The following is a 22091-nucleotide window of genomic DNA, read 5'->3' as shown; positions in this document are numbered from 1 at the left end:
GCCTGTTGTCATGTGTAGACTTCGGTTTATGCATCTGCCTGCTCTGCTACCATGCGTATGCCCTCTGCAAAAGAGTGCGGGCGGTAACCTAATTCAGTTTCTGCTTTGCGGATGATGAAGCCTGTGCGTAGCGGTCTTTTGGCAGGTTGAGAAAAAGTACTGCTATCTGCTTTATCGATCAGGGAGTTATCGAGCGCGAAGTAATCGGCTACTTGCATGGCCATGTCATAGGGTGTTAGCATTTCAGAGCCGGAGATGTTAAAAATGCCCTCTGCGTCTTTATCAGCGATCAGCCAGCACCCCATGGCTAAGTCTTCAGCCAAGGTTGGCGTACGGAACTGATCTGTTACTACCTTGATCACTTTTCCTGCTCTAAGGCTATCACGCACCCAAAGCACAATGTTGGTTCGGCCATAATCGTTTACTACACCATACACGAGCACAGTTCTAAGTATAGCCCACTTGCAGGTAGCCTGCTGCACGATTTGCTCTGCCATCAGCTTTGTTTCTCCGTAGAAGTTTACTGGGCTGCCTTCAGCTGTTTCATCATACGGGCCGTTTTCACCGTCAAAAATAAAGTCGGTGCTTACATGAATAAGGTGTGCCTCATACTTCTCGCAGGCATTTACCAGGTACTGCACAGCATCACGGTTCAGCAACAAGGCTCCGTCGCGGTCGCTCTCGCACTGGTCCACGTTTGTCATGGCGGCCGTGTGAATGATGTGCGTTGGCTTAAATTCACTCACCACTAGCTCCACCTGCTCCGCATTGGTCACATCCATACTTCTGAAAGGCAGCGTTGGGTAAAGCTCCGCCAGTTTATTTTCTCCCCGGCTGGTTGCCAGTAACGCTACATGTTGGTTTGGCAATAGTAATTCAGCCAGCTTTTGTCCCAACAGTCCGTTAGAACCAGTTATAAGTATGCGCTTCATGCTATTTCTTCTCTAGTGATTGGGTGTTGTAGTTGTAATCATACTTCTTGGCGATCTTCTTCTTCTTTACCTGCTCCACCGTCACCTTCATCTTTATATCTGATAATGGCCGATCCCTGCCACTTTTCGGCTGCTCGGCAATTTTGTCTATTACATCAAGCCCGTCCACTACCTGCCCGAATACAGTGTAAACCTCATCCAGCATGGGGGTGCCATCGTGGTTTTCTACAATATAAAACTGTGAGCCGCTGCTGGCTCTCTCCGGATTTACCCGGTCATCCTGACGGGCAGCGGCAACAGCGCCACGCACATGCTTGTGCATCGGGTTGATCTCGGCTGGCACTGTGTAACCGGGGTTTCCCGCGCCATCGTTTCTAGGGTCATCGTCTTTGGTATTCGGGTCTCCCCCCTGAATCATAAACCCATCTATAACGCGGTGAAAAGTGGTGCCATCGTAGAAGCCATCTTTTGCCAGCTTCAGGAAATTGGCTTTGTGTTGCGGGGTATCATCAAAAAGCACCAGTTTGATATCGCCTTGTGGCGTAGAGATAGTCACTAATTGATCTTTGCCTTTCGGCTTTTGCGCTAGCACCGCCAGCGGAAGCAATGCCACCAGCATGGTTGCCGCGGCTATACATTTCAGCAGTTTCATACTTCTGTTTTCTCTGTTTCTTCCCTTGATTTTTGAACCGACTACAGGTAGCAGGTTTTCAAATTTAAGCCTTTTTGACTCTCTTTTATACTTTCAGGCTTTTTTCTATTGCTATGATGTGTTGCAATGGCAGCATTACAGCTGTTTTACCCGTACATGCAAGTATAGCCAACCACTACTTTTGGCTACAACACATTATACTTTAAGGGAAAAGTATTGTACTGACATAGGCAATATGACTTCAGATTTCACTTTAGCAGCAGAAAAAGGTATATTGAGCATAAGACTAATCAACATAACCTCATACATGAAGAGAATCTTACTATCTGCAGCGCTCAGTTTGGGGGCCTGTAGCTCCCTCTTTGCCCAAACACACAAAACAACGGTAGATGAACGAATTGATGCCGCCGTTGGCCCTACGGCCCAGTTCATCTCAGACATTATCTTTTATGAGTTACAAATAACAGATACCATCGCTGTGCCCCTAATTCTGCTCTGGCTGCTGTTAGGGGCCTTGTTTTTTACGGTGTATCTGGGGTTCATCAATTTCAGGGGCTTTGGTTACGCGCTGGATATAGTGCGCGGCAAGTATAATCAGGAGAATGCACCTGGCGAGGTAACGCATTTCCAGGCACTCACAGCAGCAGTTTCCGGCACAGTAGGCTTAGGAAACATTGCCGGTGTAGCCATTGCCATCTCTTTAGGTGGCCCCGGCGCTACATTTTGGATGGTGCTGGCTGGCTTATTGGGTATGTCATCCAAGTTCGTATCCTGTACGCTCGGTGTGAAGTACCGCGACCATCACGCTGACGGTACCGTTTCCGGGGGACCGATGCATTACCTGAGCAAAGGCCTGAAAGAGCGCGGTATGACTGGCTTCGGTAAATTTCTGGCTGCTTTCTTTGCCATTATGTGTATTGGCGGCTCATTGGGCGCTGGCAACATGTTTCAGATTAATCAGGCAACGCAGCAGTTTATAGCAGTAACAGGCGGCGAAGCAGGCTCTTTCTTCGGAGGCGGTAATGCCTGGCTCTTCGGGGTAATTATGGCTGTACTTGTTGGCTTGGTTATACTTGGTGGCATGAAAAGTATTGCTCGCGTAACCGAGAAAGTTGTTCCGCTGATGTGCGGTATCTATATTCTGGCGGCCATTGTGGTGTTGGCGGCTAACTTTACACATATACCTGAGGCTTTTGCTGCCATTTTTGAAGGTGCTTTTACGGCCTCTGCCTTAGGTGGCGGTGTAGTAGGTGTGATGATACAGGGCTTGCGCCGCGGCATGTTCTCGAATGAGGCAGGTATCGGATCAGCTTCTATTGCGCACTCGGCTGTTAAAACCAATGTGCCGGTTACAGAAGGTTTTGTGGCGTCGCTGGAGCCCTTTATCGATACAGTGATTGTGTGTACGATGACGGCTTTGGTGATTATTGTTTCAGGCGCTTACGAGCTAGATACTGCCGGAGATGGTATTGCCCTTACGTCTACAGCCTTTGCCACAGTTATCAGCTGGTTCCCGGTTATACTTGCCGGTGCGGTGATTCTTTTTGCATTCTCCACCATGATCACCTGGTCGTATTACGGCCTGAAGTCCTGGACTTACCTGTTTGGCCACAATAAAGCGGCTGATATAAGCTTCAAGGTTTTATTCTGTGCCTTTATAGTATTGGGTGCACCTATCCAGTTAGGTAGTGTGGTGGCTTTCTCTGATGCGATGCTGTTTGCTATGAGTATCCCGAATATGGTAGGCTTGTACATCATGGCACCAACCGTAAAACGAGAAATGCAGGATTTCCTGGCTTATGCCCGCTCGTCCTCCAACCGACCACTTACCAAGGACGCTGTAAAAACAGAGGCTGCAAAAGCCTAGATTTATACTTTAGCAGTCAAACGAAGAAGGGCCTCCTGCGTGTGCAGGAGGCCCTTCTTCGTTTGACTGCTCTCAGGCTAAACAAGCGGACGCTTGCGGCATGCTTGGGAAACAAGCCCTCTTTACTTTTGAAGGAAGTTATACCTACTCTCCTCTCTCTGCTCTGATGCTCTTCAAAATCTCATCACCGCCCTGGCCTAAGATAATATTGGCTAGCTCTTCGCCCATTTCCTCGGCTGTCACGGTTGGCCCCTCCAAGGTTTCGCGCAGCAGCGCTTGGCCATCCAGGCTAATAATACCGCCAGTTATGCAAATACCGTTATCTGTTAACCTTGCTAATGCAAAAGTAGGGATGCTGCAACCACCTTCCATGGTGCGCAGAAACGCACGCTCAGCCAACAGTGACACGTGTGTTTCTGTATGGTTTAAGGCCTGCTTCAGTCCTTTTTTCAGTTCTGGCTCCAGGCTTTTAGCACACTCAATAGCTACACTACCTTGCCCGGTGGCTGGCACAAACTCATCTTCAGAGAAATGATGCACGATCAGATCCTCGTAGCCCATCCGCTTTACACCAGCGTAGGCCAGCATCAGCGCATCAAACTGTTTTTCCTCCAGCTTACGCAGGCGTGTTTGTAGGTTACCTCTCGACTCTGCGGTAGTTATATTAGGATAAAATTTCTTGAGTTGTGCTCTGCGGCGCGTAGAAGACGTACCGATTATGGCATTACTTTCCCGCTCTAGCTTAAAGTTTGGGTCGAAAGACAGCAGTACATCGTTTACCTGCTCACGCTCCATAAATGCTACTAATTCCAAATCGGCTGGAATGGTAGACTGTACGTCCTTGGCACTATGCACGGCTATTTCAACCAAACCTTCCCGCAGGCTCACTTCTAACTCCTCTGTAAACACTCCCTTAGACCCGATCTTTGCCAAGGATTTATCTAACACCTGGTCGCCTTTGGTGCTGATGATAACCAGCTCTGTTTGAAAACCCGCTGCCTGCAGCTTTTCGGCAACAGTTTCGGCCTGCCACAAAGCCAGTTTACTGCCTCTGGTGCCAATGCGTATGGTTGTATCTTGCATGTTCTCTGCCATAATATGCTTTACTCAAGAGCAGCAGCTACAGCTTGCTCTTTTTTATTGATGATTTATAATAGGGCTACTGCTGAAAGCTATCCTTTACGCAGGAACCCCGCAATTTGAATAGAGCTATCTACAAATACCATTTTAGGATTAGCGTTTCGCTCTATGTGGTAATGTGCCTGGTTCAATTCCTCGGTTAGCTGCCCGGCGTTATTTCCCGTGATGACTTTAGAGAACTTCTGCACAAAATCCAGCTCAGCGGGAGGCAGAAAAGAAATCAGCGAAGCATCAACTCCAAACAACATAACTTTCCGGAACAGGTTAAGCGCGTACAGCAAGAAGTTCTTCTGGTTTTCCCGGCCCAGCGTCTGAAATTTATCGCTCATCTCTACCAACTCCGTAAATTTATAACTGTAGCAATGGCGCATCCATTCCGTGAAGAACAGAAAGTAGTCGCTGCTTACTTCGCTCATGAGCTTAGAAGCTGCATTCAGACTTCCTTCTGCCAATTGTGCCACCTGTGCAGCCTTTGTTTCATCGGCGCTATACTTCTGTTGGAGCCAGTTTATCACTTCCTGCTCAGTAAAGCTACGCACCTGCATGATCTGGGTGCGCGAGGTGATGGTTGCCAAAAGCTTTTCTGCTGACTGAGCTACCAACAGAAATATTGTCTGGGCTGGTGGCTCCTCCAACAGCTTCAGCAGTGCGTTGGCAGCGGAAGGATGCATCAGCTCAGGCAGCCAAATCACTACGATCTTGTAGCTTCCCTCAAACGCTTTCAGCGACACCAGCTTTACCAGCTGGCGGCTTTCATCTTTGGAGATGTTGCCTTGCTTGTTCTCCGCCCCAATGTGCTGCATCCACTCGTTCAGGCCCTGGTACGGACTGGCCAGCACAAACTCACGCCACTCGTTCATGAACTTGTTGCTCAGCGCATCCTTCGTTACCGACTTGGTTGTAGTTACTGGCATCACGAAGTTAAAGTCCGGGTGCACCAGCTTGTTCATTTTTACGCAGCTGTTACATGTTCCACAAGAATCAGCTGGCTGTTTGTCCTCGCAGTTGATGTACGTAGCATAGGCCAGCGCCAGCGCCAGATTAGCGCTTCCCTCCTGCCCCAGAAACAGCTGCGCGTGTGCCACATGGTTCTGCTGCACGGATTTTAGAAGCAGCTGCTTTGCTTCCTGATGGCCTATGATCTGAGTAAACTGCACTTTCGGAATTAAGAGTTGTAAGTTAAATTTACGAGTTAGTACAAAGATAAAAGACAAAGGGACAAAAGACTTCATTGCCTGGCAACTACTTTGTCTTTTGTCCCTTTTATCTCCCTTAGAGCATGTTTAAAATTCATGTTTTGCGCTGCAAACTACCTGTAAAGGAACCTGGCTTCACGTTTTTCTCGCCCCATAGCGCTGCTATGAAGCTCTAAAACCACTTTGCCAGAACCCTTTCCATTCAGCTTTCGCTTGCAAAAACGAATTGTAAACAAGCTCTTAGGAGGGGTTATGCCTTCTTGTCCCAAACACGGTACTGCTGTGTTTCTTCGTAAATATGGTCAAGTATACTTTTCTCTACCTCATCCAGTTGTATTTTGCGGCGAGCCATTACCTTTTCAGCCACCTCTACTACTTTGCGCATCTGGTACGTTTCGAAACCTGCTGCACCGCCCCAGCTAAACGAAGGTATAAAATTACGGGGGAAGCCTGCTCCGAAGATGTTGGCACTCACGCCTACCACTGTACCAGTGTTAAACATCGTATTGATACCGCACTTGCTGTGGTCGCCCATAATCAAGCCGCAGAACTGCTGCCCGGTATTCTTGAAACCACCTTTAGCGTAGTTCCAGATCTTCACCTCGGCATAATTATTTTTAAGATTTGATGTGTTGGTATCAGCACCCAGGTTACACCACTCCCCAAGTATAGAATTGCCTAAATACCCTTCGTGGCCTTTGTTGCTGTAGCCAAAAATCACTGAGGCTGCTACCTCGCCACCCACTTTAGAATGAGGCCCAACTGTTACATCACCCCGCATTTTGCCCCCCATGTTCACGTGGCTGCCTTCGCATAAAGCAAAAGGCCCCCTGATCACAGCCCCTTCGTGTACCTGCGCATCTTTGCCAATGTAGATAGGGCCATCTTCTGCGTTAAGTACAGCAGCGCGTATTTTTGCGCCTTCTTCTATAAATATATTCTCTTCGTTATAAACAATGGTGTGCTTGTCTCCGATGGGTTGGCTTTGGCGGTCTTGCGTTAGTACCTTAAAGTCGCTTCTGATCTGGCTGCCGTTCTGCAGAAATATATCCCACACTTCACGGATGATAGTGCAACTGCTGCATTCCTGTCGTCCGACTACGTTATGCTTTATCAGGCTATCTACCTCGTGCAGTTCCAGGTTATCACCGTTAATCGCTACAAGTACCCCTTGATGGTAAAGTGCTTCTCCAATTTTTAGTTTCCGAATGGAAGCAACCAGTTCCTCATCCGGGCATACAGCTCCATTTATATAAAGGTTATGAATGCAAAAAGAGACACCGTACTTTGGCTGTAGGTATGGCTGTGTAAGATAAGAGACAGGAGCTTCCAAATAAGCTGCCCACTTTTCAGCAATTGTCATGATACCAACGCGCATCAGTGCAACAGGCCTGGTAAAAGTGAGCGGCAACAGGTTTTGCCTGATAGAAGGCTCGTCGAAGAGAATGATGTTCATAGCACAAAAATAAAAAAGTCTTCCTGAAATTATCCAGGAAGACTTCTCTTTTAAAACGTTTTAACCGGAATAAACCGCTTATTTCTTTGTGTAACGCTTGTTGAATTTCTCAACACGTCCAGCAGTATCCACGAAGATGTTCTTACCAGTATAGAACGGGTGAGAAGCAGAAGAAACTTCTACCTTGATCACAGGATATTCCTTACCGTCTTCCCAAGTAATAGTTTCGTCAGAATTCATGGTAGAGCGAGTGATAAATTTGAAATCACTAGTCATATCCTGGAAAACCACCTGTCTGTATTCTGGGTGAATGCCTTTTTTCATTATCGTAACGTTATTTAACCTTAATTTCTGAATCGGACTGCAAATTTAATAAGATTTTCTGAAAGTAATATGTTATAAGCCAAATTATTTTACACAAACACCAAAAGCCGTGACTGATGCGATTATCTTCTTAAATTTGCCAGCGTGGCTCCTGTAGAGCTGCCTGCAACAAGCTCATTCTGAATTTCATGACACCACAGACAAACTCCCAGAACCTGATACTAGACCGCAACCAGATTGCGCAAAAGGTGATACGTATGGCCTACGAGGTCTTTGAGCGTAATTTTGAAGAGCAGGAGCTGGTTTTAGCCGGCATTCACCAGAATGGCTATAAACTGGCAGAAATGCTGGCGGAGCACCTGCAAACTATATCAACTTTAAAGGTGCAACTGCTGCGTGTTTCTTTAAACAAAACAGCGCCGCTACAGGAGCCAGTACAGCTCAGCCCTGAAAGTATAAACTTATCAGGCAAGGTTATCATACTGGTGGATGATGTGCTGAACACCGGCAAAACATTGGCTTACACCTTAAATTCCTTTCTGCCGCTAAACCCTAAAAAAGTTGAAATTGCTACTTTGGTAGATCGCCATCACCCACTCTACCCTATCGCTTCTACCTACACCGGCTACTCGCTGGCCACTACCATAAACGAGCGAATTGACGTTGTGCTGACCGAGGAGCAGGTAGGCGCTTACCTGCACTAAGGTTAGCCTTACTGCTTTATCAGCTACTGCAATAGACCTAATTTATACTTTAGACTTGCTTCAAACCGAGTAACTACAGGAATATTATGATGAAAAAGCTTTGCTTTGCCACTAATAACAAACACAAAATAGCAGAAGTAAGCCAGATGCTGGAAGGCCAGTACGACTTACTAAGCCTACAGGATATTGGCTGCCACACAGAGTTGCCCGAAGAGCAGGATACGCTGGAGGGCAACTCACACCAGAAGGCGACCTACGTATGGGAGCACTTTGGTGTAAGCTGCTTTGCCGACGATACCGGACTGGAAGTAGAGGCGCTGGATGGTGCCCCTGGTGTATATTCTGCCCGCTATGCAGGCCCTCAACGCTCCGACAGCGAAAACATAAACAAACTGCTGCAAAGCCTGCAAAGCCAGGAGAATCGCAAAGCCAGATTCCGTACTTCTATCACGCTGATACTGGACGGCAAAGAGCATCAGTTTGAAGGCATCGTAACAGGACGTATAGCAGCTAGCTGGCAAGGTGACAAAGGCTTTGGGTATGATCCTGTTTTTATCCCTGACGGCCATGACCACACTTTTGCCCAGATGAGTGCAGAAGAGAAAAACGCTATTAGCCACCGTGGCCGTGCTGTGCAGCAACTTGTTCGCTTTCTTAAAGCGCTTTAACTGAATACCAAGTATAAAAAAGCAGCTAGCGTGTGGCCTTTACATGCTAAAGTGTTAATTTTGTTACCTGAAACCATAGCTCCCCATGCAAAAGCCATACATTGTCGGAATCACAGGAGGTAGTGCTTCAGGAAAAACCACTTTTTTGAATAAACTGCTTACTGCATTTTCGCCAGAAAACGTTTGCCTGATCTCGCAGGACAACTATTACAAACCAAGAGAGCATCAGACAACAGATTTGAACGGAGTGGTAAACTTCGACCTTCCTTCTTGTATTGACGATGAGGCCTACGCCCACGATCTTCTGAAAGTAAGCCAGGGCGAAACTGTTTACCGCACCGAGTACACTTTCAATAACCCAAACGTAGTACCAAAGCAACTTGAGTTCAGGCCAGCACCAATTGTGGTGGTGGAGGGCATTTTTGTATTCTATTTCGAGGAAATAGCTAAACTACTTGACCTGAAAGTATACATCGATGCCAAAGAGTACATTAAGCTTCAGCGCCGTATCGTGCGTGATAAAGTGGAGCGTGGATATGATCTGGATGATGTATTGTACCGCTACACCAACCATGTGGCTCCAACGTATGAAAAATTCATCAAGCCGTATAAAAACGATGCTGACGTTATCATCCCCAACAATGCTCACTTTGAGCGTGGGCTTGAAGTACTGACAACTTACTTAAATACTAAAATAAAGGCATGAGGAACAAGTTTGCGGTAATCGGGCTGGGTATTTTCGGTAATTCTATTGCACGTACACTGGCTGAGCGCGGTGCCGAAGTACTCGCCATTGATAACGATGAAGATCATGTAGAGGCTATCAAAGACGAGGTTGCTTACGCTGTCTCGCTTGATGCTACTGATATCCGTGCCCTGGAAGCGCAAAATATCCAGGATATGGAAGCCGTGATTGTCGCTATAGGTGAGGATTTTGAAGCACTGCTTATTACCACAGCCAACCTTCAGGAGCTTAATGTGAAGCGTGTTATCACACGTGCTTCTAATGCACAGCAGCGCCGTATACTTGAAAAAATGGGGGTGCAGGAGATTCTGTCGCCGGAAGGGGAAGTTGGTAAAACCGTGGCTGAGCGCCTGCTACAGCCAAGTATCCGAACATTCCTACCCCTGCCAGACAACTACGAGATTGTGGAGATAAATGCGCCTCGTAATATTGCCAACCGCAGCGTAGCCAAAATATCTCTCCGCGAGAAGTATAACCTCAACCTGATTACCATAAAGCGCTTTTTTGAAGAGATACAAGATGGCAAGCCTACGCAGGTAGAGCACATTATCGGCGTACCTAAAGCCGAAACAATCATCTATCCGTCAGATATCCTGCTGCTTATCGGTAAGAAGCAAGATGTGAAGCGATTTATTGAGATTAACCGCTAAGTATTTCTTTTTTAAAAGAAAAGAGTTCATATTTGCGGTTATACATGCCAAAAGCAACAAACATATCCTATCATTTCAGACATCTTCTGATGTCGGTAACCCTGCTGTGGGCGCTCATGCTCAACGGGCAGGAGGTGGTAGCTTATAGCCAGGCTGTCGGCAGTACACAAGAGGCTAATACTACGTTAGCCAAGCATTCAGAACAAAAAGCTATTGTAAAACAGAAGGTGTCGCTGGAGGGTACTACCTCTTTTGTAGCCTTGGATTTACAGCAAGCCGTAGCACACCTGCCGGAACAGCACTCTTTTGCCCGCCCGACAGACTTGCTTTTATCAGCATACACCACCATACCTCCGGGAGCTGGATTTACATCTGTGCTTTTCACTATTACTATTCAGCCTAACGCCCCCTAGGCTCCCCCTTCTCCTCTTTATACCTCCTTTTACTAAATTTCTTCTTATGCCGGAGCCATAAAAGGCCCCTGAAGGAACGCATATAGGCAGCTTTATAGTTTGCACTATATGGAGTTTAGGAATCGATTATAGTATCTAAGCTTTTATTAATACATACATTCTACTACAAACAATGCGGAACAAAACGTTTATTATCGTGCTAACGGTGATAGTTTCGGCTCTCTGCCTTTACTATCTCTCGTTCTCGTTCGTTGCCGGCAACATCCAAAACAAGGCTGAAGCCTATGCTACGGATGCGCAGGGCAATGTAGATCTTGCTAAAAAGCAATCATACCTTGACTCTATGTGGAAGGAGCCTGTTTATATGGGCATGACTTACCAGGAAGTTAAGGAAAATGAACTTGGCCTTGGTCTTGACCTTAGAGGCGGTATGCACGTGGTGCTGGAAGTATCACCTGTAGAAATTATCCGGTCTATGTCTGGCAACAGCAAAGACCCTAGCTTCCTGAAAGCGCTGGAGCGTGCACAGGAACTTCAGAAAAACAGCCAGGAGCGTTTTACTACGCTTTTTGGAGAAGCTTACCGTGAAGTAGAGCCAAACGGCCGCCTGAGCCGCATCTTCTCTAACACAGCTAACCGCGGCAAAATCAGCTACGAGTCTACGAACGACCAAGTAATTGAGGTGATCGAAGCTGAAGTAGAAGACGCCATTGACCGCTCTTTCAACATTCTCCGTACTCGTATTGACCGCTTTGGTGTTAACCAGCCGAACATCCAGCGCCTGAAAGGCACTGGCCGTATCCAGATCGAGCTTCCAGGCATTGATAATCCAGACCGTGTACGTAAGTTATTGCAAGGCATGGCCAACCTGGAGTTCTGGGAAGTGTGGTCGCCGCAGGAGTTTACGCCATACTTTATGCAAGTAGGCCAGTACCTGGACGAGCAGCAGAAAGCAGGCAAATTAAACATCACCAACAATACAACTGCTACTGCTGGTAATGCAACAGGCAACAAAGCCACTGTAGCAGATGCTTCGCAGGACGTGCTAGCTCAGGCTGCCGCTAATGATTCAGTTGCGACTGACTCTACTGCCATCGCTGCTGCTCCTACAACAGACAGCGCTGCTACTGCTGCACTTGATTCTTTAAACAACCCACAAACTGGTGTGCTGGCAAGCTTGTTCACGCAGATGCCTGGTGGTATCGGCGCTAACGTGCGTGATACGGCAAGAATAAACGATCTGTTTAACCGTGCTGAAGTACGTTCAATCCTGCCTCCAAACATGAAATTCGCTTGGGGTGTGAAGCCAATTGCAGGCGATAACAGGCAGGAGTTTGTGGAGTTCTATGCCATCAAAAAAGGCCGTGACGGTAAAGCTCCAATGACTGGCGAGGCGATCAACGATGCTCGTCAGGACTTTGACCAGGCTGGTCGCCCGGAAATTAACATGAGCATGAATCCTACCGGCTCAAAGAAATGGGCTCGCCTGACAGGTGATAACATTGGCCGCCAGGTAGCTATCGTGCTAGACAACTATGTATACTCTGCTCCGGTAGTACAAGGTGAGATTACAGGAGGCAACTCTTCTATCTCTGGTAACTTCACAATCGAAGAAGCGCAAGACCTTGCCAACATCCTGAAAGCAGGTAAAATGCCAGCTCCTACACGTATTGTGGAAGAAGCTATCGTAGGTCCTTCGCTAGGCCAGGAAGCTATCAACCAAGGTTTGATTTCTACCATTGCCGGTTTTGTGATCGTGGTTATCTTCATGATTGCTTACTACAGCCGTGGTGGTTTCATTGCTGACCTTGCCCTGCTTTTCAACGTGTTCTTTATACTTGGCGTGCTGGCTCAGTTTGGTGCGGCACTTACACTACCTGGTATTGCTGGTATTGTTCTTACACTAGGTATGGCCGTGGATGCGAACGTACTTATCTTTGAGCGTATGCGCGAAGAGTCAAGAAAAGGCCTCAGTATGCGTGAGACTATCAGCGCAGGTTATGACAAAGCCTTCTGGACTATCTTTGATGCGAACGTAACAACCTTTATCGTAGGCTTTATCCTGTACTTCTTTGGTTCAGGACCAGTGAAAGGCTTTGCCATTACCTTGATGATCGGTATTGTTACTTCTTTCTTCACATCTGTATTTATCTCCAGACTATTTGTAGAAGGCACCTTCAAGAAAGGCGGCAAATTGTCGTTCTCTACTTCTCTTGCAGATAAGATGTTCCGCAACATCACGTTTGATGTGATGAAGTATAGAAAGCCTGCGTATGCCTTCTCTCTATTTATACTTGTGTTCGGTATAGTTGCCATGTTCATCAAAGGCCCAAACTTAGGTGTAGACTTTAGAGGTGGTCGCTCTTATGTAGTGGAATTTGATCAGGCTGTACCAGCTTCTGAAGTACGCTCTAATTTATTAGATGAGTTCCAGGAAGCAGGCACGGAGGTGAAGACTTTCGGTGCTTCTAACCGTGTAAAAGTAATTACCAGCTGGATGGCCGATGATGAAAGCATTGAAGCTGATGAGCAGGTAGTAACTGCACTGGAGCAAGGTTTGCAACAGTATAGCAACCTGAATCCCGAAATACTAAGCTCTTCTAAAGTAGGTGCCACTATGGCCGACGATATTCAGAACACAGCGCTGGTTGCTGTTCTGCTGGCGCTGGTAGGTATCTTCTTATATGTGATGCTGCGCTTTAACAAATGGCAGTTTAGCCTTGGTGGTGTTGTTGCCCTCTTGCACGATGCCCTGATGATTATAGCTGTGTTCTCTATCCTGAACCTGTTTGGTGTATCTTATGAAATGGACCAGGTGTTTATCGCAGCCGTTCTGACCATCATCGGTTTCTCTATTAACGATACAGTGGTAATTTTTGACCGCGTGCGTGAATACCTGAACGATAACCCTAGCAAGGGAATTAGAGAAGTGGTTAACCCTGCCTTGATCAGCACGTTTAGCCGTACAATCATTACATCTCTAACCTTGTTCCTGGTAGTGGTTGTGTTGTTCATCTTCGGTGGTGAGGTGCTGCGTAGTTTCTCACTAGCCATGATCATTGGTGTATTATTTGGCACCTATTCATCGCTGTTCATCGCTACACCAATTGTAGTGGATACAACGAAAGAGAAAAGAACGCAGCCTGCGCCACAAGTGCAGCAGGTTCGTTAATCATACTTAGCATAAAACAAGAAAGCCCGGAGCAGCTGCTCCGGGCTTTCTTGTTTTATAATGGTTTGTAATTGTTTGTGTATAAACCCACCCCTGCCCCTCCGAGGAGAGAGATTTCTTCCGCCAAACTTATACTTATACTTATACTTATACTTATACTTATACTTGCGGAGGGAGTCTCCAGTGCGGCTGTATATGCACCTCCATCTGTCACCTCGACGAAAGGAGATATCTTTTCGAAATCCGAGATAGACATCATTGCGTTGGAGATGATAGAAAGAGTAAAACAAGGGTGGAACAAGTGTAACCATACTCCCGATCTGCACAAGCCACTACAAAGCAAAAGGGCCAGCCTCTATGTGAGGCTAGCCCTTGTATTCTTAATACTTGCCGGCTAAACTAGATCGTCACGCCGTCAGCTACTACTTCTTTCACTTCAGGTACCATGCGCTTCAGTAGGTTCTCTATACCGGCCTTCAGTGTTACAGTAGCAGATGGGCAGCCGCTGCAAGAACCTTGCAGGTGTACAGTAACCACGCCATCATTATATGATTTGAACGTGATATTACCTCCATCCTGCTCTACAGCCGGACGCACATAATTATCAAGCAGGTCTGTCACTTTTTTCGCAATTTCTGCGTCTTCAGCTGATGTTTCACCGTTAGCTGCCGGAGCGGCTGCCTTCACTGCAGAGAAACCCTCGTTGAAGATTGGCCCGCCAGCCTCTACGTAAGACTTCAGGAAGGTGCGCAGTTCAGGAATAAGCTTCACCCATTCCAGGTCAGCACTCTTGGTTACAGTAACAAAGTTGCTGGCAATGAACACACGCGATACATAGTCGAAGTTGAAGAGCTCCTGCGCCAATGGCGACTCAAGCGCACTCTCCAGATTCGGATAATCCACGCTCTGCCCATCTGGCAACAGCTGCTGGTTCATCACAAACTTCATAGATTCTGGATTTGGGTTGGCCTCTGCATATACAGAAACCGTCTTTTCTTTATTTTCTATCATGGGATTTCTCTATTTAAGATTAAAACCTGTGGCTATATCTGAAAGTTTACAAAATTAGCTATTATTTCTGAAAAAGCAGGCAAACTGTCACTACGCCCACAGTAATAGCACCTTGTCTATCAGCTTAAAGCTGCAATTTTAAAGTTGATAGGTTTTGTACTGTTACATTACACAAAAACTGCACCATATACATCAAAACAGTCAGAAAGGCATAATAGAGTAAAATAACCATAAGCCATATGCCTATACAGCATCAGTATTTTTACCGAGCAATAACATATATTTTGGTAAGTACTTTTCAAATCCTATTTCAGATACTACTGATATACAAGTTAAATACATACTAAAAATGAAGGCTTTTCGGCAATCTTTCCCTGTATAGCGTATGTTAGGATGCAGAAACTTCTGCTCAACGCAAAACCTTTTTACTTTTTTTGAAATCTTGATATGAAAGAACAAGAAAGCGAAAGCAATATATACCCTGTACCTAAAGAGCAAGCAGATGCAGCCAGTAATGCCTCTACCAACGGACCTGATGACGTAGTCCGGGACGAGAACATTCCTGTTATTATGATAGACACTCTAGCACAGGAACAGAACAAGTCAAACCAGTAACATAAGAAGAAAGAGGAAGTATGCAAAGACGCGTGCTTCCTCTTTTCATTTCATCTGCTTCAGCGAAGCACGTGCTTCCAACATTAGAGCCTGTTTAAAATTCATGCTTTGCGCTGCAAAAGCCTGCAAATAAACCTGGCTTCACGCTTTTCATGCGGCTTTCGCTTGTAAAAACGAAAATTAAACAAGCTTTTACAAGGAGCAACACCCGCTAACGCCACTGCCCAGGTGTTGGGTTAGCTATTTTAACCAGAAACTGTATCTTTGTGCTGCAACTATATTTCGAGACCTGACAACCACAGCACTCATTTAGACCATGCTAAACAACTTCATCCTGTTGGCCCAGGCCCAGCACGCCTTACCTTTGTTTCTAATCATTCCTTTTCTTATTCTGATAGGTATGATTGCCGCCGGCCCAATTTTCTTTGGCCACTTCTGGGAACACAACTATAAAACCGTAGCCATCACGCTTGGCCTTACAGTTTTAGCCTATTATTTGTTTATACTAGGAGACTTCCACATGCCCGTACACACGTTCTTTGAGTATGCTGCTTTTGCCATACTTCTAAGTTCTTTGTATATCGCATCGGGTGGTATTTACATCAATATAAATGCGAAAGCAACACCAGCTATGAATGTAGCCCTGGTGGCTGTTGGTGCAGTTCTTGCCAACTTAGTAGGCACTACAGGAGCTTCTTTACTGCTCATACGCCCTTTCATACGCCTTAACGTACACCGTATTAAGCCTTACCAGATCGTATTCTTTATCTTTATAGTAAGTAATGCTGGTGGTCTTCTTACTCCGCTAGGTGATCCTCCGCTGTTCATTGGCTTCCTGAAAGGGGTGCCCTTTTTCTGGACACTCCAGCACCTTTTTGTGCCTTGGGTACTTACTATAAGCCTTCTTTGCCTTATATTCTTTATTGTTGATAGCCGTAACAAAGAAACCTACGTTGCCCGCCCAGAGGTTGTAGCCAAGAATGAAGAAAAGACTGAGTTTTACATCAGTGGTAAGCGCAACTTGTTCTGGCTTGCCATTATTATTGGCGCCATCTTCCTGGATCCAAATGTAATTGACGGCCTACCACATATTTATTATGATGGTAATAAGTTCTCTTACCTGCGCGAGATCATTCAGCTTTCGGCAGCCTTTGCTTGCTACCGCTTCTCCAGTAAAACAGCATTGGCAGGAAACCAGTTTAACTTCCACCCTATCCTGGAAGTAGTATTCCTGTTCTTTGGTATTTTCTTTACGATGATGCCTGCACTGCAACTTTCAGCAGCAATTGCCTCGGCTCCGGAGTATGCACAGTATATTACACCAAACTTCCTGTACTGGGCAACAGGCTCTCTGTCCGGCTTCCTGGATAATGCCCCAACATATGCCAACTTCCTATCCTTGGCAATGGCAAAGTATGATATGGCACAAAACAGTGTGGTAGAGGTACGGCAGTTTGCCACTGGCACAGGAACCGACCCTGGCACACTTATATTGCTGGAAGCCATCTCACTGGCTGCCGTTCTTTTCGGTGCCTTCACTTATATTGGTAATGGCCCTAACTTTATGGTGAAAGCGATTGCCGAAAGTGCAGGTATCAAGATGCCATCTTTCTTTGCCTACATCATTCGTTACTCTATCCCGTTCCTGCTACCAGCTTTGATTCTGGTGTGGTACCTGGTGGTGCATTTAAGACTGTTCTAAACAAAAAGAGCACATACATAAAGAGCTGCCTTTGCTAAGCAAAGGCAGCTCTTTTGCTTTCATATAAGCTCATAACTATTCTTGATGTGTCGCCGTCCTCCCTACATTTAAGTATACTTATACTTTTATATTAAGTATAGCTAAACTGCTTTTCAACACACTACACCACTATAAGACAGGAGGATGAAAAGCCATAAGATTTACTTTCTGGCCTTTATTTTCCTGTACCTCCTCCTACCTGAGGCTGTTACACAACAAGACCAGCACATCATATAGCTCTCAGGCATTGTGACTAATGCTGCAAGTACGCAGCCTTTAGCGGGTGCTGCTATTCCTGGACCTCATAAGGCCCGTACATTCAAACGCCTCCTGTAAGTATGAATACTGCACAGGAGGCGTTTGAATTTATACACTGAGTCAGGTTTATTTTTGAAGCAGCTTTTAGAGCTTGTTTACCTTTTGCCGTAGCAGGAAGTCAGCCAGTACTAAGGCAGCCATGGCATCTACTATAGGTACAGCTCGTGGCAATACGCATGGGTCGTGGCGGCCTTTGCCCTGAAGTGTTATCTCTTCGCCTGCATCGTTGATGGTAGTCTGTGGCTGCAGAATAGTTGCAACCGGTTTAAAAGCCACATTAAAGTAGATATCCTGCCCGTTACTAATTCCGCCTTGTATGCCTCCTGAATTGTTAGTACGGGTACGGATATTACCCTCCTCATCTGTATAAAACTGATCGTTATGTTCTGAGCCACGCATTTTCACGCCTTCAAACCCACTGCCATACTCAAAGCCTTTCACAGCATTTATACTTAGCATGGCCTTTCCTAGCTCAGCGTGTAGTTTATCAAACACTGGCTCACCTAAGCCAGCTGGCACTCCCTTTACCACACAACTTACCACACCTCCTATGGTATCCAGGCTATCCCGGGCTTCTTCTACCACGCCTATCATACGCGCTGCTATCTTGCCATCCGGGCAACGCACCTTGTTAGAGTCTATTTGGCTTAGGTCCAGCTTTGAGTAGTGCTTGCGCAGCTTTATGGTACCTACCTGCGATACATAGCTCTGCACCGTTATACCATAGTGTTGCAGCAATTTAGCGGCCAGCGCCCCGGCTGCCACTCTTGCTACCGTTTCGCGGGCAGAACTGCGGCCCCCGCCTCTAAAATCACGCAGCCCATACTTAGCAGTGTAAGTATAATCTGCATGCGATGGCCGGAAAGCATGCTCTACATGGCTGTAATCGTGGCTGTGCTGGTCTTTATTGTTCACCACCAGCGCAATGGGAGTTCCTGTGGTTTTGCCCTCAAAAACACCTGATAGTATGGTTACCTTATCTTCTTCTTTGCGGGGCGTTGTAATATCAGACTGCCCGGGGCGGCGGCGATCTAAGGCGTACTGTATCTCTTCCGTAGTAATTTCCAGTCCGGCCGGGCAACCATCTATTGTTACACCTACAGCCGCGCCATGCGACTCACCAAAAGTTGTTATCCGGAATAGTTTCCCGTAGGAGTTGCTCATAGTTATTTCTTAAAGAAGATAAAAGATGCTACAGCCAGCAATACCAGCAGTATGATGTTGGTGTAGCGCTTAATTTCATCGAACTCGTGCAGACTTATCAATGTATTGTCTTCGTTTCCGATAATGTTGTAGAAAGGTCCTAAATCTCTGGATAAAACCAAAGCATCATTGTCTTTTGCTCCCGTAACATGCACTTGTAGCGTTGGTCGTAGCGTATCATATTTTGCAGCAATCGGATTAAAGTAAATCCACTCCAGCACCTCGCTCATGCCATAGGTGCCGGGCTCCCGTGGCAGCACAGCATATACAAAGCTTTTAGCCCCAGACACACTGCCGGAGCGCTTGGTGATATCCTGCCGCACATCTGGCGGATAAAATTCCAGCCCGGGCGGCACATTGGGCTCAGGGGCCATGATAGCTGCTAAGTTGCCCTCTCCTTCTATCTCAAACATATAATGGAAGCTCTTATTCACCGTCACAGTTTTCTTCGAAAGCTGCTCTCTTAACCTATAATCCCCTACCGGCACTACATCACGCAAAGGGTGAGGCGGCAGTTCCTTTACAGGTATCTCTCTTGGGCGTGAGTAAAATACTTTATACCCCTCCTGCCTGTCTTCTGTCAGCAAAGACGGGTTTTTGGCTACTTTATACTTTATCATCTGGAGCTGTAGCTGCGGAAAGCGCAGCGGCTCTTTGTTTAGCGGGTACAGTACTGCTTCATATAACTTGAACCGCAAGTATGGCTCTCCTTTTACCAGTACATTCTCAGGTGTTATCTCGGTAAAGTCAAACGTTTCTTCCCAGGCGTGTGGCTGCTTGATCTGGCGCAGAATGCCGTTGATCTGATTGGCAAAGTCATAGAAATCCAACAAGCGCTGGTCTGACTCAGCCAGGTAAAAGTAAAGCACTGTATTCACGCCTTCTCCAACAAAAGCTTCTTTTTTATCAGTGTACAGCGTCAGGAAAGCATTATCGTCTTTATCTACAAACTCTGCCTCCTCTTCCTCTACCTGCTGCTCCTGTTCTTCTTCCTGGGTAATCAGGTCTGGTTGGTTTATACTTTGCGGAGCGTTAGCCTGTACTGGGTGTACCTTGATGGTAAGCCCCTTCGACTGCACTGTTTGCCCGTTCACTTTCATAGAGAAAGGTTTTAGCAAATACTCCCCCTCCACTAATGCTGCATAGTTCTGGGTAATGGTAAAGATGGTAGTGGTATTACCACCTGTGATAATTGTTTTGGTGGAGGAGTACTTATTGCTCTTTTTGAATCCTTCTATTTCAGGAAAAGAGCTGTATTCTTTTAACTGCTGGTTTTGCAGCCGCACCGAAATGGTAAAATACTGATTGATGGGCAGTGGACTTTTTCCTAGCTCAATACTTATCTGCTGCGCTTGCAAAGGCGCAAGCAACATAAAAATAAGTATAAAGGTGAGGTAAAGGCTTTTCATGGGTTTACGCCGCATTTCTGTAGTGATCTCTCTGGCGTTCAGTTGCCAAATTTAACATTTTCTGAACGCAAAATGCAGCCTAAGCTTATATAAAGGAGCGTCATTCTGGCTACAGCTTTATGTGAACCAAGTATTTGCAAGCAAAGACACAGCCACACTGGTGTTATAACACATTAAATAATCACAAACTACCTAAATCCAGATGCTAAGCTGCTGCCGTAGGTAGCTTATGATGAGGTAGATCTTGCTTTTCAAATAATGCTCCCCCTCCTCTGTAGTACATTATTTTACCACTCAAAAAATTAGACTTATGAAAGAACTATCTAAACCTGCGGAGACTGACAAGGGATTAGGCCAACACCTGCAAGCTCCAATGCAGCGCCGCTCATTTTTCCGATATGCTGGTGCTACTGCCGCTGCGGCCACTTTACTGCTAACCACCTCCTGCGATGATGACGATGACGGCCCGATGAATCCACCTATGGAGGGCACCGTTAACCTTGGCTCGGCCGATGTAGGCATACTTAACTACGCTTATGCACTAGAGCAACTGGAGGCTGCCTTCTATACAGCTGTTGTTGCACAATCTGCAAGCGCTTTAAGTACTGCTGAAATGGATGTGATGAAGGATTTAATGGCCCATGAGGTGGCACACCGTGAGTTCTTTAAAGCTGCTCTTGGCAATAATGCTATTCCTGCGCTGGAAGTAGATTTCAGCAGCATCAACTTTAATGATAAAAACAGTGTGCTTAGCACTGCCCGCACCTTCGAAAACCTTGGTGTGGCCGCTTATAATGGCGCTGGCAAACTTTTTACAGACACAGGTGTTGGCTTAACCTACCTGCTGCTCGCTGGCAAAATCGTATCTGTAGAGGCGCGCCATGCCGCTGCCATTGATGACTTGATTGCTGGTGGCAACCGCTTCGGTGAAGAGTTTATTGACAGTAATGGTTTGGATCGTGCCTTGATGCCTGAAGCAGTGCTAAAGGCAGCCGCACCGTTCATTGCTACAAAAATCGATTTCAGTAATTTACCTAAATAAGCAGGAGGACAAGAGACATGAATATATTTAACATTATCAAGGATATAGAAAAAGCTGACCCTGAAGTATACGAACGCTTATCCTCTCGCCGTGCTGCTATGAACGGCTTCGGAAGCTTCGGTAAAAAAGTAGCCTTGGCCGCTGTGCCAATCGCTATGGGCAGCATGTTTAAAAAAGCGTACGGACAAGGCTCTACAGGCACTAGTGTGCTAGAGGTATTAAACTACGCACTTACGCTGGAGTACCTGGAGTACGAGTTCTATAAGCAAGGCCTGGATTCTAATCTAAACTTTGGCGAAAACAGAGATTTTTTCGAAGATGTACGTGACAATGAATTGGCTCACGTGAATTTCCTTACTTCTGCTATCAGATCATCAAACGGTACTCCAGTATCTAAACCGAATTTCGATTTTTCGGCCGGAGGAGCTTTTGCAGACTGGAACTCAAACTTACAGACCTTCCTGGCGCTTTCACAGGCATTTGAGGATACAGGAGTTCGTGCCTACAAAGGCCAGGCGGCTAACTTAGTAAGTAACTCTGCTATACTTACGGCTGCACTTCAAATACACTCTGTTGAAGCGCGCCATGCTGCTATTGTACGAAGAATCAGAGGCCTTAAAGGCTGGATAACAAATGATGAACGTGGCGCAGGAATGCCAGCCGCTACGCAGCCTGTATATGATGGCGAAGCACAAACCATGCAGGGAGGTGTTGATGTAGCTACCATCGTACCTTCGTCAGTTACAACTGCCCAGGTTACACAGTCCTTTGATGAGCCTTTAGACATGGCTACTGTAAATTCTATAGCATCACTGTTTATTATGAAATAGAAA

Annotated in this window: 21 protein-coding genes; 11 read left to right on the top strand and 10 right to left on the bottom strand. The window is 46.3% G+C overall.

Annotated features, from left to right (window positions below; genetic code table 11):
• Positions 1–26 precede the first annotated feature (26 nt).
• Complete coding sequence (locus ACFQ2O_RS00695; RefSeq protein WP_377522083.1) at positions 27–932, bottom strand: SDR family oxidoreductase; 906 nt, start codon at positions 930–932, stop codon at positions 27–29.
• Position 933: 1 nt separating this feature from the next.
• Entirely contained in the window at positions 934–1584 is a 651-nt protein-coding gene (locus ACFQ2O_RS00690; protein WP_377522080.1) for a peptidylprolyl isomerase, read from the bottom strand.
• Positions 1585–1891: 307 nt separating this feature from the next.
• Between ACFQ2O_RS00690 and ACFQ2O_RS00685 the strand changes: the two genes are divergently transcribed.
• Positions 1892–3451, top strand: a complete 1560-nt coding sequence (locus ACFQ2O_RS00685; RefSeq protein WP_377522078.1) for an alanine/glycine:cation symporter family protein — start codon at positions 1892–1894, stop codon at positions 3449–3451.
• 144 nt (positions 3452–3595) lie between these two features.
• Here ACFQ2O_RS00685 and hemC read toward each other — a convergent pair whose 3' ends face one another.
• The 4 genes from hemC to ACFQ2O_RS00665 all read right to left on the bottom strand — a co-directional run bounded on the left by hemC (position 3596) and on the right by ACFQ2O_RS00665 (position 7567).
• Positions 3596–4546, bottom strand: coding sequence for a hydroxymethylbilane synthase (gene hemC / locus ACFQ2O_RS00680; protein ID WP_377522076.1), 951 nt, complete (start codon positions 4544–4546; stop codon positions 3596–3598).
• A gap of 77 nt (positions 4547–4623) precedes the next feature.
• A complete protein-coding gene (locus ACFQ2O_RS00675) occupies positions 4624–5823 on the bottom strand; it encodes a DNA polymerase III subunit (protein ID WP_377522075.1) in 1200 nt (399 codons plus the stop codon).
• A 214-nt stretch (positions 5824–6037) separates the two neighbouring features.
• A complete protein-coding gene (locus tag ACFQ2O_RS00670) occupies positions 6038–7243 on the bottom strand; it encodes a GlmU family protein (RefSeq protein WP_377522074.1) in 1206 nt (401 codons plus the stop codon).
• 78 nt (positions 7244–7321) lie between these two features.
• Complete coding sequence (locus ACFQ2O_RS00665; RefSeq protein ID WP_377522072.1) at positions 7322–7567, bottom strand: type B 50S ribosomal protein L31; 246 nt, start codon at positions 7565–7567, stop codon at positions 7322–7324.
• A 188-nt stretch (positions 7568–7755) separates the two neighbouring features.
• Between ACFQ2O_RS00665 and ACFQ2O_RS00660 the strand changes: the two genes are divergently transcribed.
• From ACFQ2O_RS00660 to secDF, 6 genes are all read left to right on the top strand, one after another.
• Positions 7756–8271 (top strand): phosphoribosyltransferase family protein, encoded by a 516-nt coding sequence (locus tag ACFQ2O_RS00660; protein WP_377522071.1) that lies wholly within the window; start codon positions 7756–7758, stop codon positions 8269–8271.
• Positions 8272–8360: 89 nt separating this feature from the next.
• Positions 8361–8939 (top strand): non-canonical purine NTP diphosphatase, encoded by a 579-nt coding sequence (locus ACFQ2O_RS00655; protein ID WP_377522123.1) that lies wholly within the window; start codon positions 8361–8363, stop codon positions 8937–8939.
• A gap of 85 nt (positions 8940–9024) precedes the next feature.
• On the top strand, positions 9025–9645 hold the full coding sequence (gene udk, locus ACFQ2O_RS00650; RefSeq protein ID WP_377522069.1) for a uridine kinase: 621 nt from the start codon (positions 9025–9027) through the stop codon (positions 9643–9645).
• Positions 9642–10334: a potassium channel family protein gene (locus ACFQ2O_RS00645; protein WP_377522067.1), complete on the top strand. Its 693-nt coding sequence runs from the start codon at positions 9642–9644 to the stop codon at positions 10332–10334. The genes udk and ACFQ2O_RS00645 overlap by 4 nt, the downstream gene beginning before the upstream one ends.
• A gap of 44 nt (positions 10335–10378) precedes the next feature.
• Positions 10379–10747: an RNA methyltransferase gene (locus tag ACFQ2O_RS00640; RefSeq protein ID WP_377522066.1), complete on the top strand. Its 369-nt coding sequence runs from the start codon at positions 10379–10381 to the stop codon at positions 10745–10747.
• A gap of 172 nt (positions 10748–10919) precedes the next feature.
• On the top strand, positions 10920–13919 hold the full coding sequence (gene secDF, locus ACFQ2O_RS00635; protein WP_377522064.1) for a protein translocase subunit SecDF: 3000 nt from the start codon (positions 10920–10922) through the stop codon (positions 13917–13919).
• Between the two features lie 55 nt (positions 13920–13974).
• Here secDF and ACFQ2O_RS00630 read toward each other — a convergent pair whose 3' ends face one another.
• Together ACFQ2O_RS00630 and ACFQ2O_RS00625 are read right to left on the bottom strand one after the other, a co-directional pair.
• Positions 13975–14178, bottom strand: coding sequence for a hypothetical protein (locus tag ACFQ2O_RS00630; RefSeq protein ID WP_377522062.1), 204 nt, complete (start codon positions 14176–14178; stop codon positions 13975–13977).
• A 140-nt stretch (positions 14179–14318) separates the two neighbouring features.
• Positions 14319–14930, bottom strand: a complete 612-nt coding sequence (locus ACFQ2O_RS00625) for a NifU family protein (protein ID WP_377522060.1) — start codon at positions 14928–14930, stop codon at positions 14319–14321.
• Between the two features lie 447 nt (positions 14931–15377).
• On the opposite strand from ACFQ2O_RS00625, the gene ACFQ2O_RS00620 reads away from it, so the two are divergent.
• Both ACFQ2O_RS00620 and ACFQ2O_RS00615 read left to right on the top strand, forming a co-directional pair.
• Positions 15378–15545, top strand: a complete 168-nt coding sequence (locus tag ACFQ2O_RS00620; RefSeq protein WP_377522057.1) for a hypothetical protein — start codon at positions 15378–15380, stop codon at positions 15543–15545.
• A gap of 316 nt (positions 15546–15861) precedes the next feature.
• On the top strand, positions 15862–17247 hold the full coding sequence (locus ACFQ2O_RS00615; RefSeq protein WP_377522055.1) for a sodium:proton antiporter: 1386 nt from the start codon (positions 15862–15864) through the stop codon (positions 17245–17247).
• Positions 17248–17688: 441 nt separating this feature from the next.
• Here ACFQ2O_RS00615 and aroC read toward each other — a convergent pair whose 3' ends face one another.
• Together aroC and ACFQ2O_RS00605 are read right to left on the bottom strand one after the other, a co-directional pair.
• Positions 17689–18768, bottom strand: a complete 1080-nt coding sequence (aroC, locus tag ACFQ2O_RS00610; protein WP_377522051.1) for a chorismate synthase — start codon at positions 18766–18768, stop codon at positions 17689–17691.
• Between the two features lie 2 nt (positions 18769–18770).
• On the bottom strand, positions 18771–20216 hold the full coding sequence (locus ACFQ2O_RS00605; protein WP_377522048.1) for a BatD family protein: 1446 nt from the start codon (positions 20214–20216) through the stop codon (positions 18771–18773).
• 310 nt (positions 20217–20526) lie between these two features.
• On the opposite strand from ACFQ2O_RS00605, the gene ACFQ2O_RS00600 reads away from it, so the two are divergent.
• Positions 20527–21258: a ferritin-like domain-containing protein gene (locus tag ACFQ2O_RS00600; RefSeq protein WP_377522047.1), complete on the top strand. Its 732-nt coding sequence runs from the start codon at positions 20527–20529 to the stop codon at positions 21256–21258.
• Between the two features lie 17 nt (positions 21259–21275).
• Positions 21276–22088, top strand: coding sequence for a ferritin-like domain-containing protein (locus ACFQ2O_RS00595; protein WP_377522046.1), 813 nt, complete (start codon positions 21276–21278; stop codon positions 22086–22088).
• Positions 22089–22091 lie beyond the last annotated feature (3 nt).

It is taken from the genome of Pontibacter rugosus (genome assembly GCF_042678745.1).
In the GTDB taxonomy this organism is placed as follows: domain Bacteria; phylum Bacteroidota; class Bacteroidia; order Cytophagales; family Hymenobacteraceae; genus Pontibacter; species Pontibacter rugosus.
This window is presented reverse-complemented; position numbering and strand designations above follow the sequence as displayed.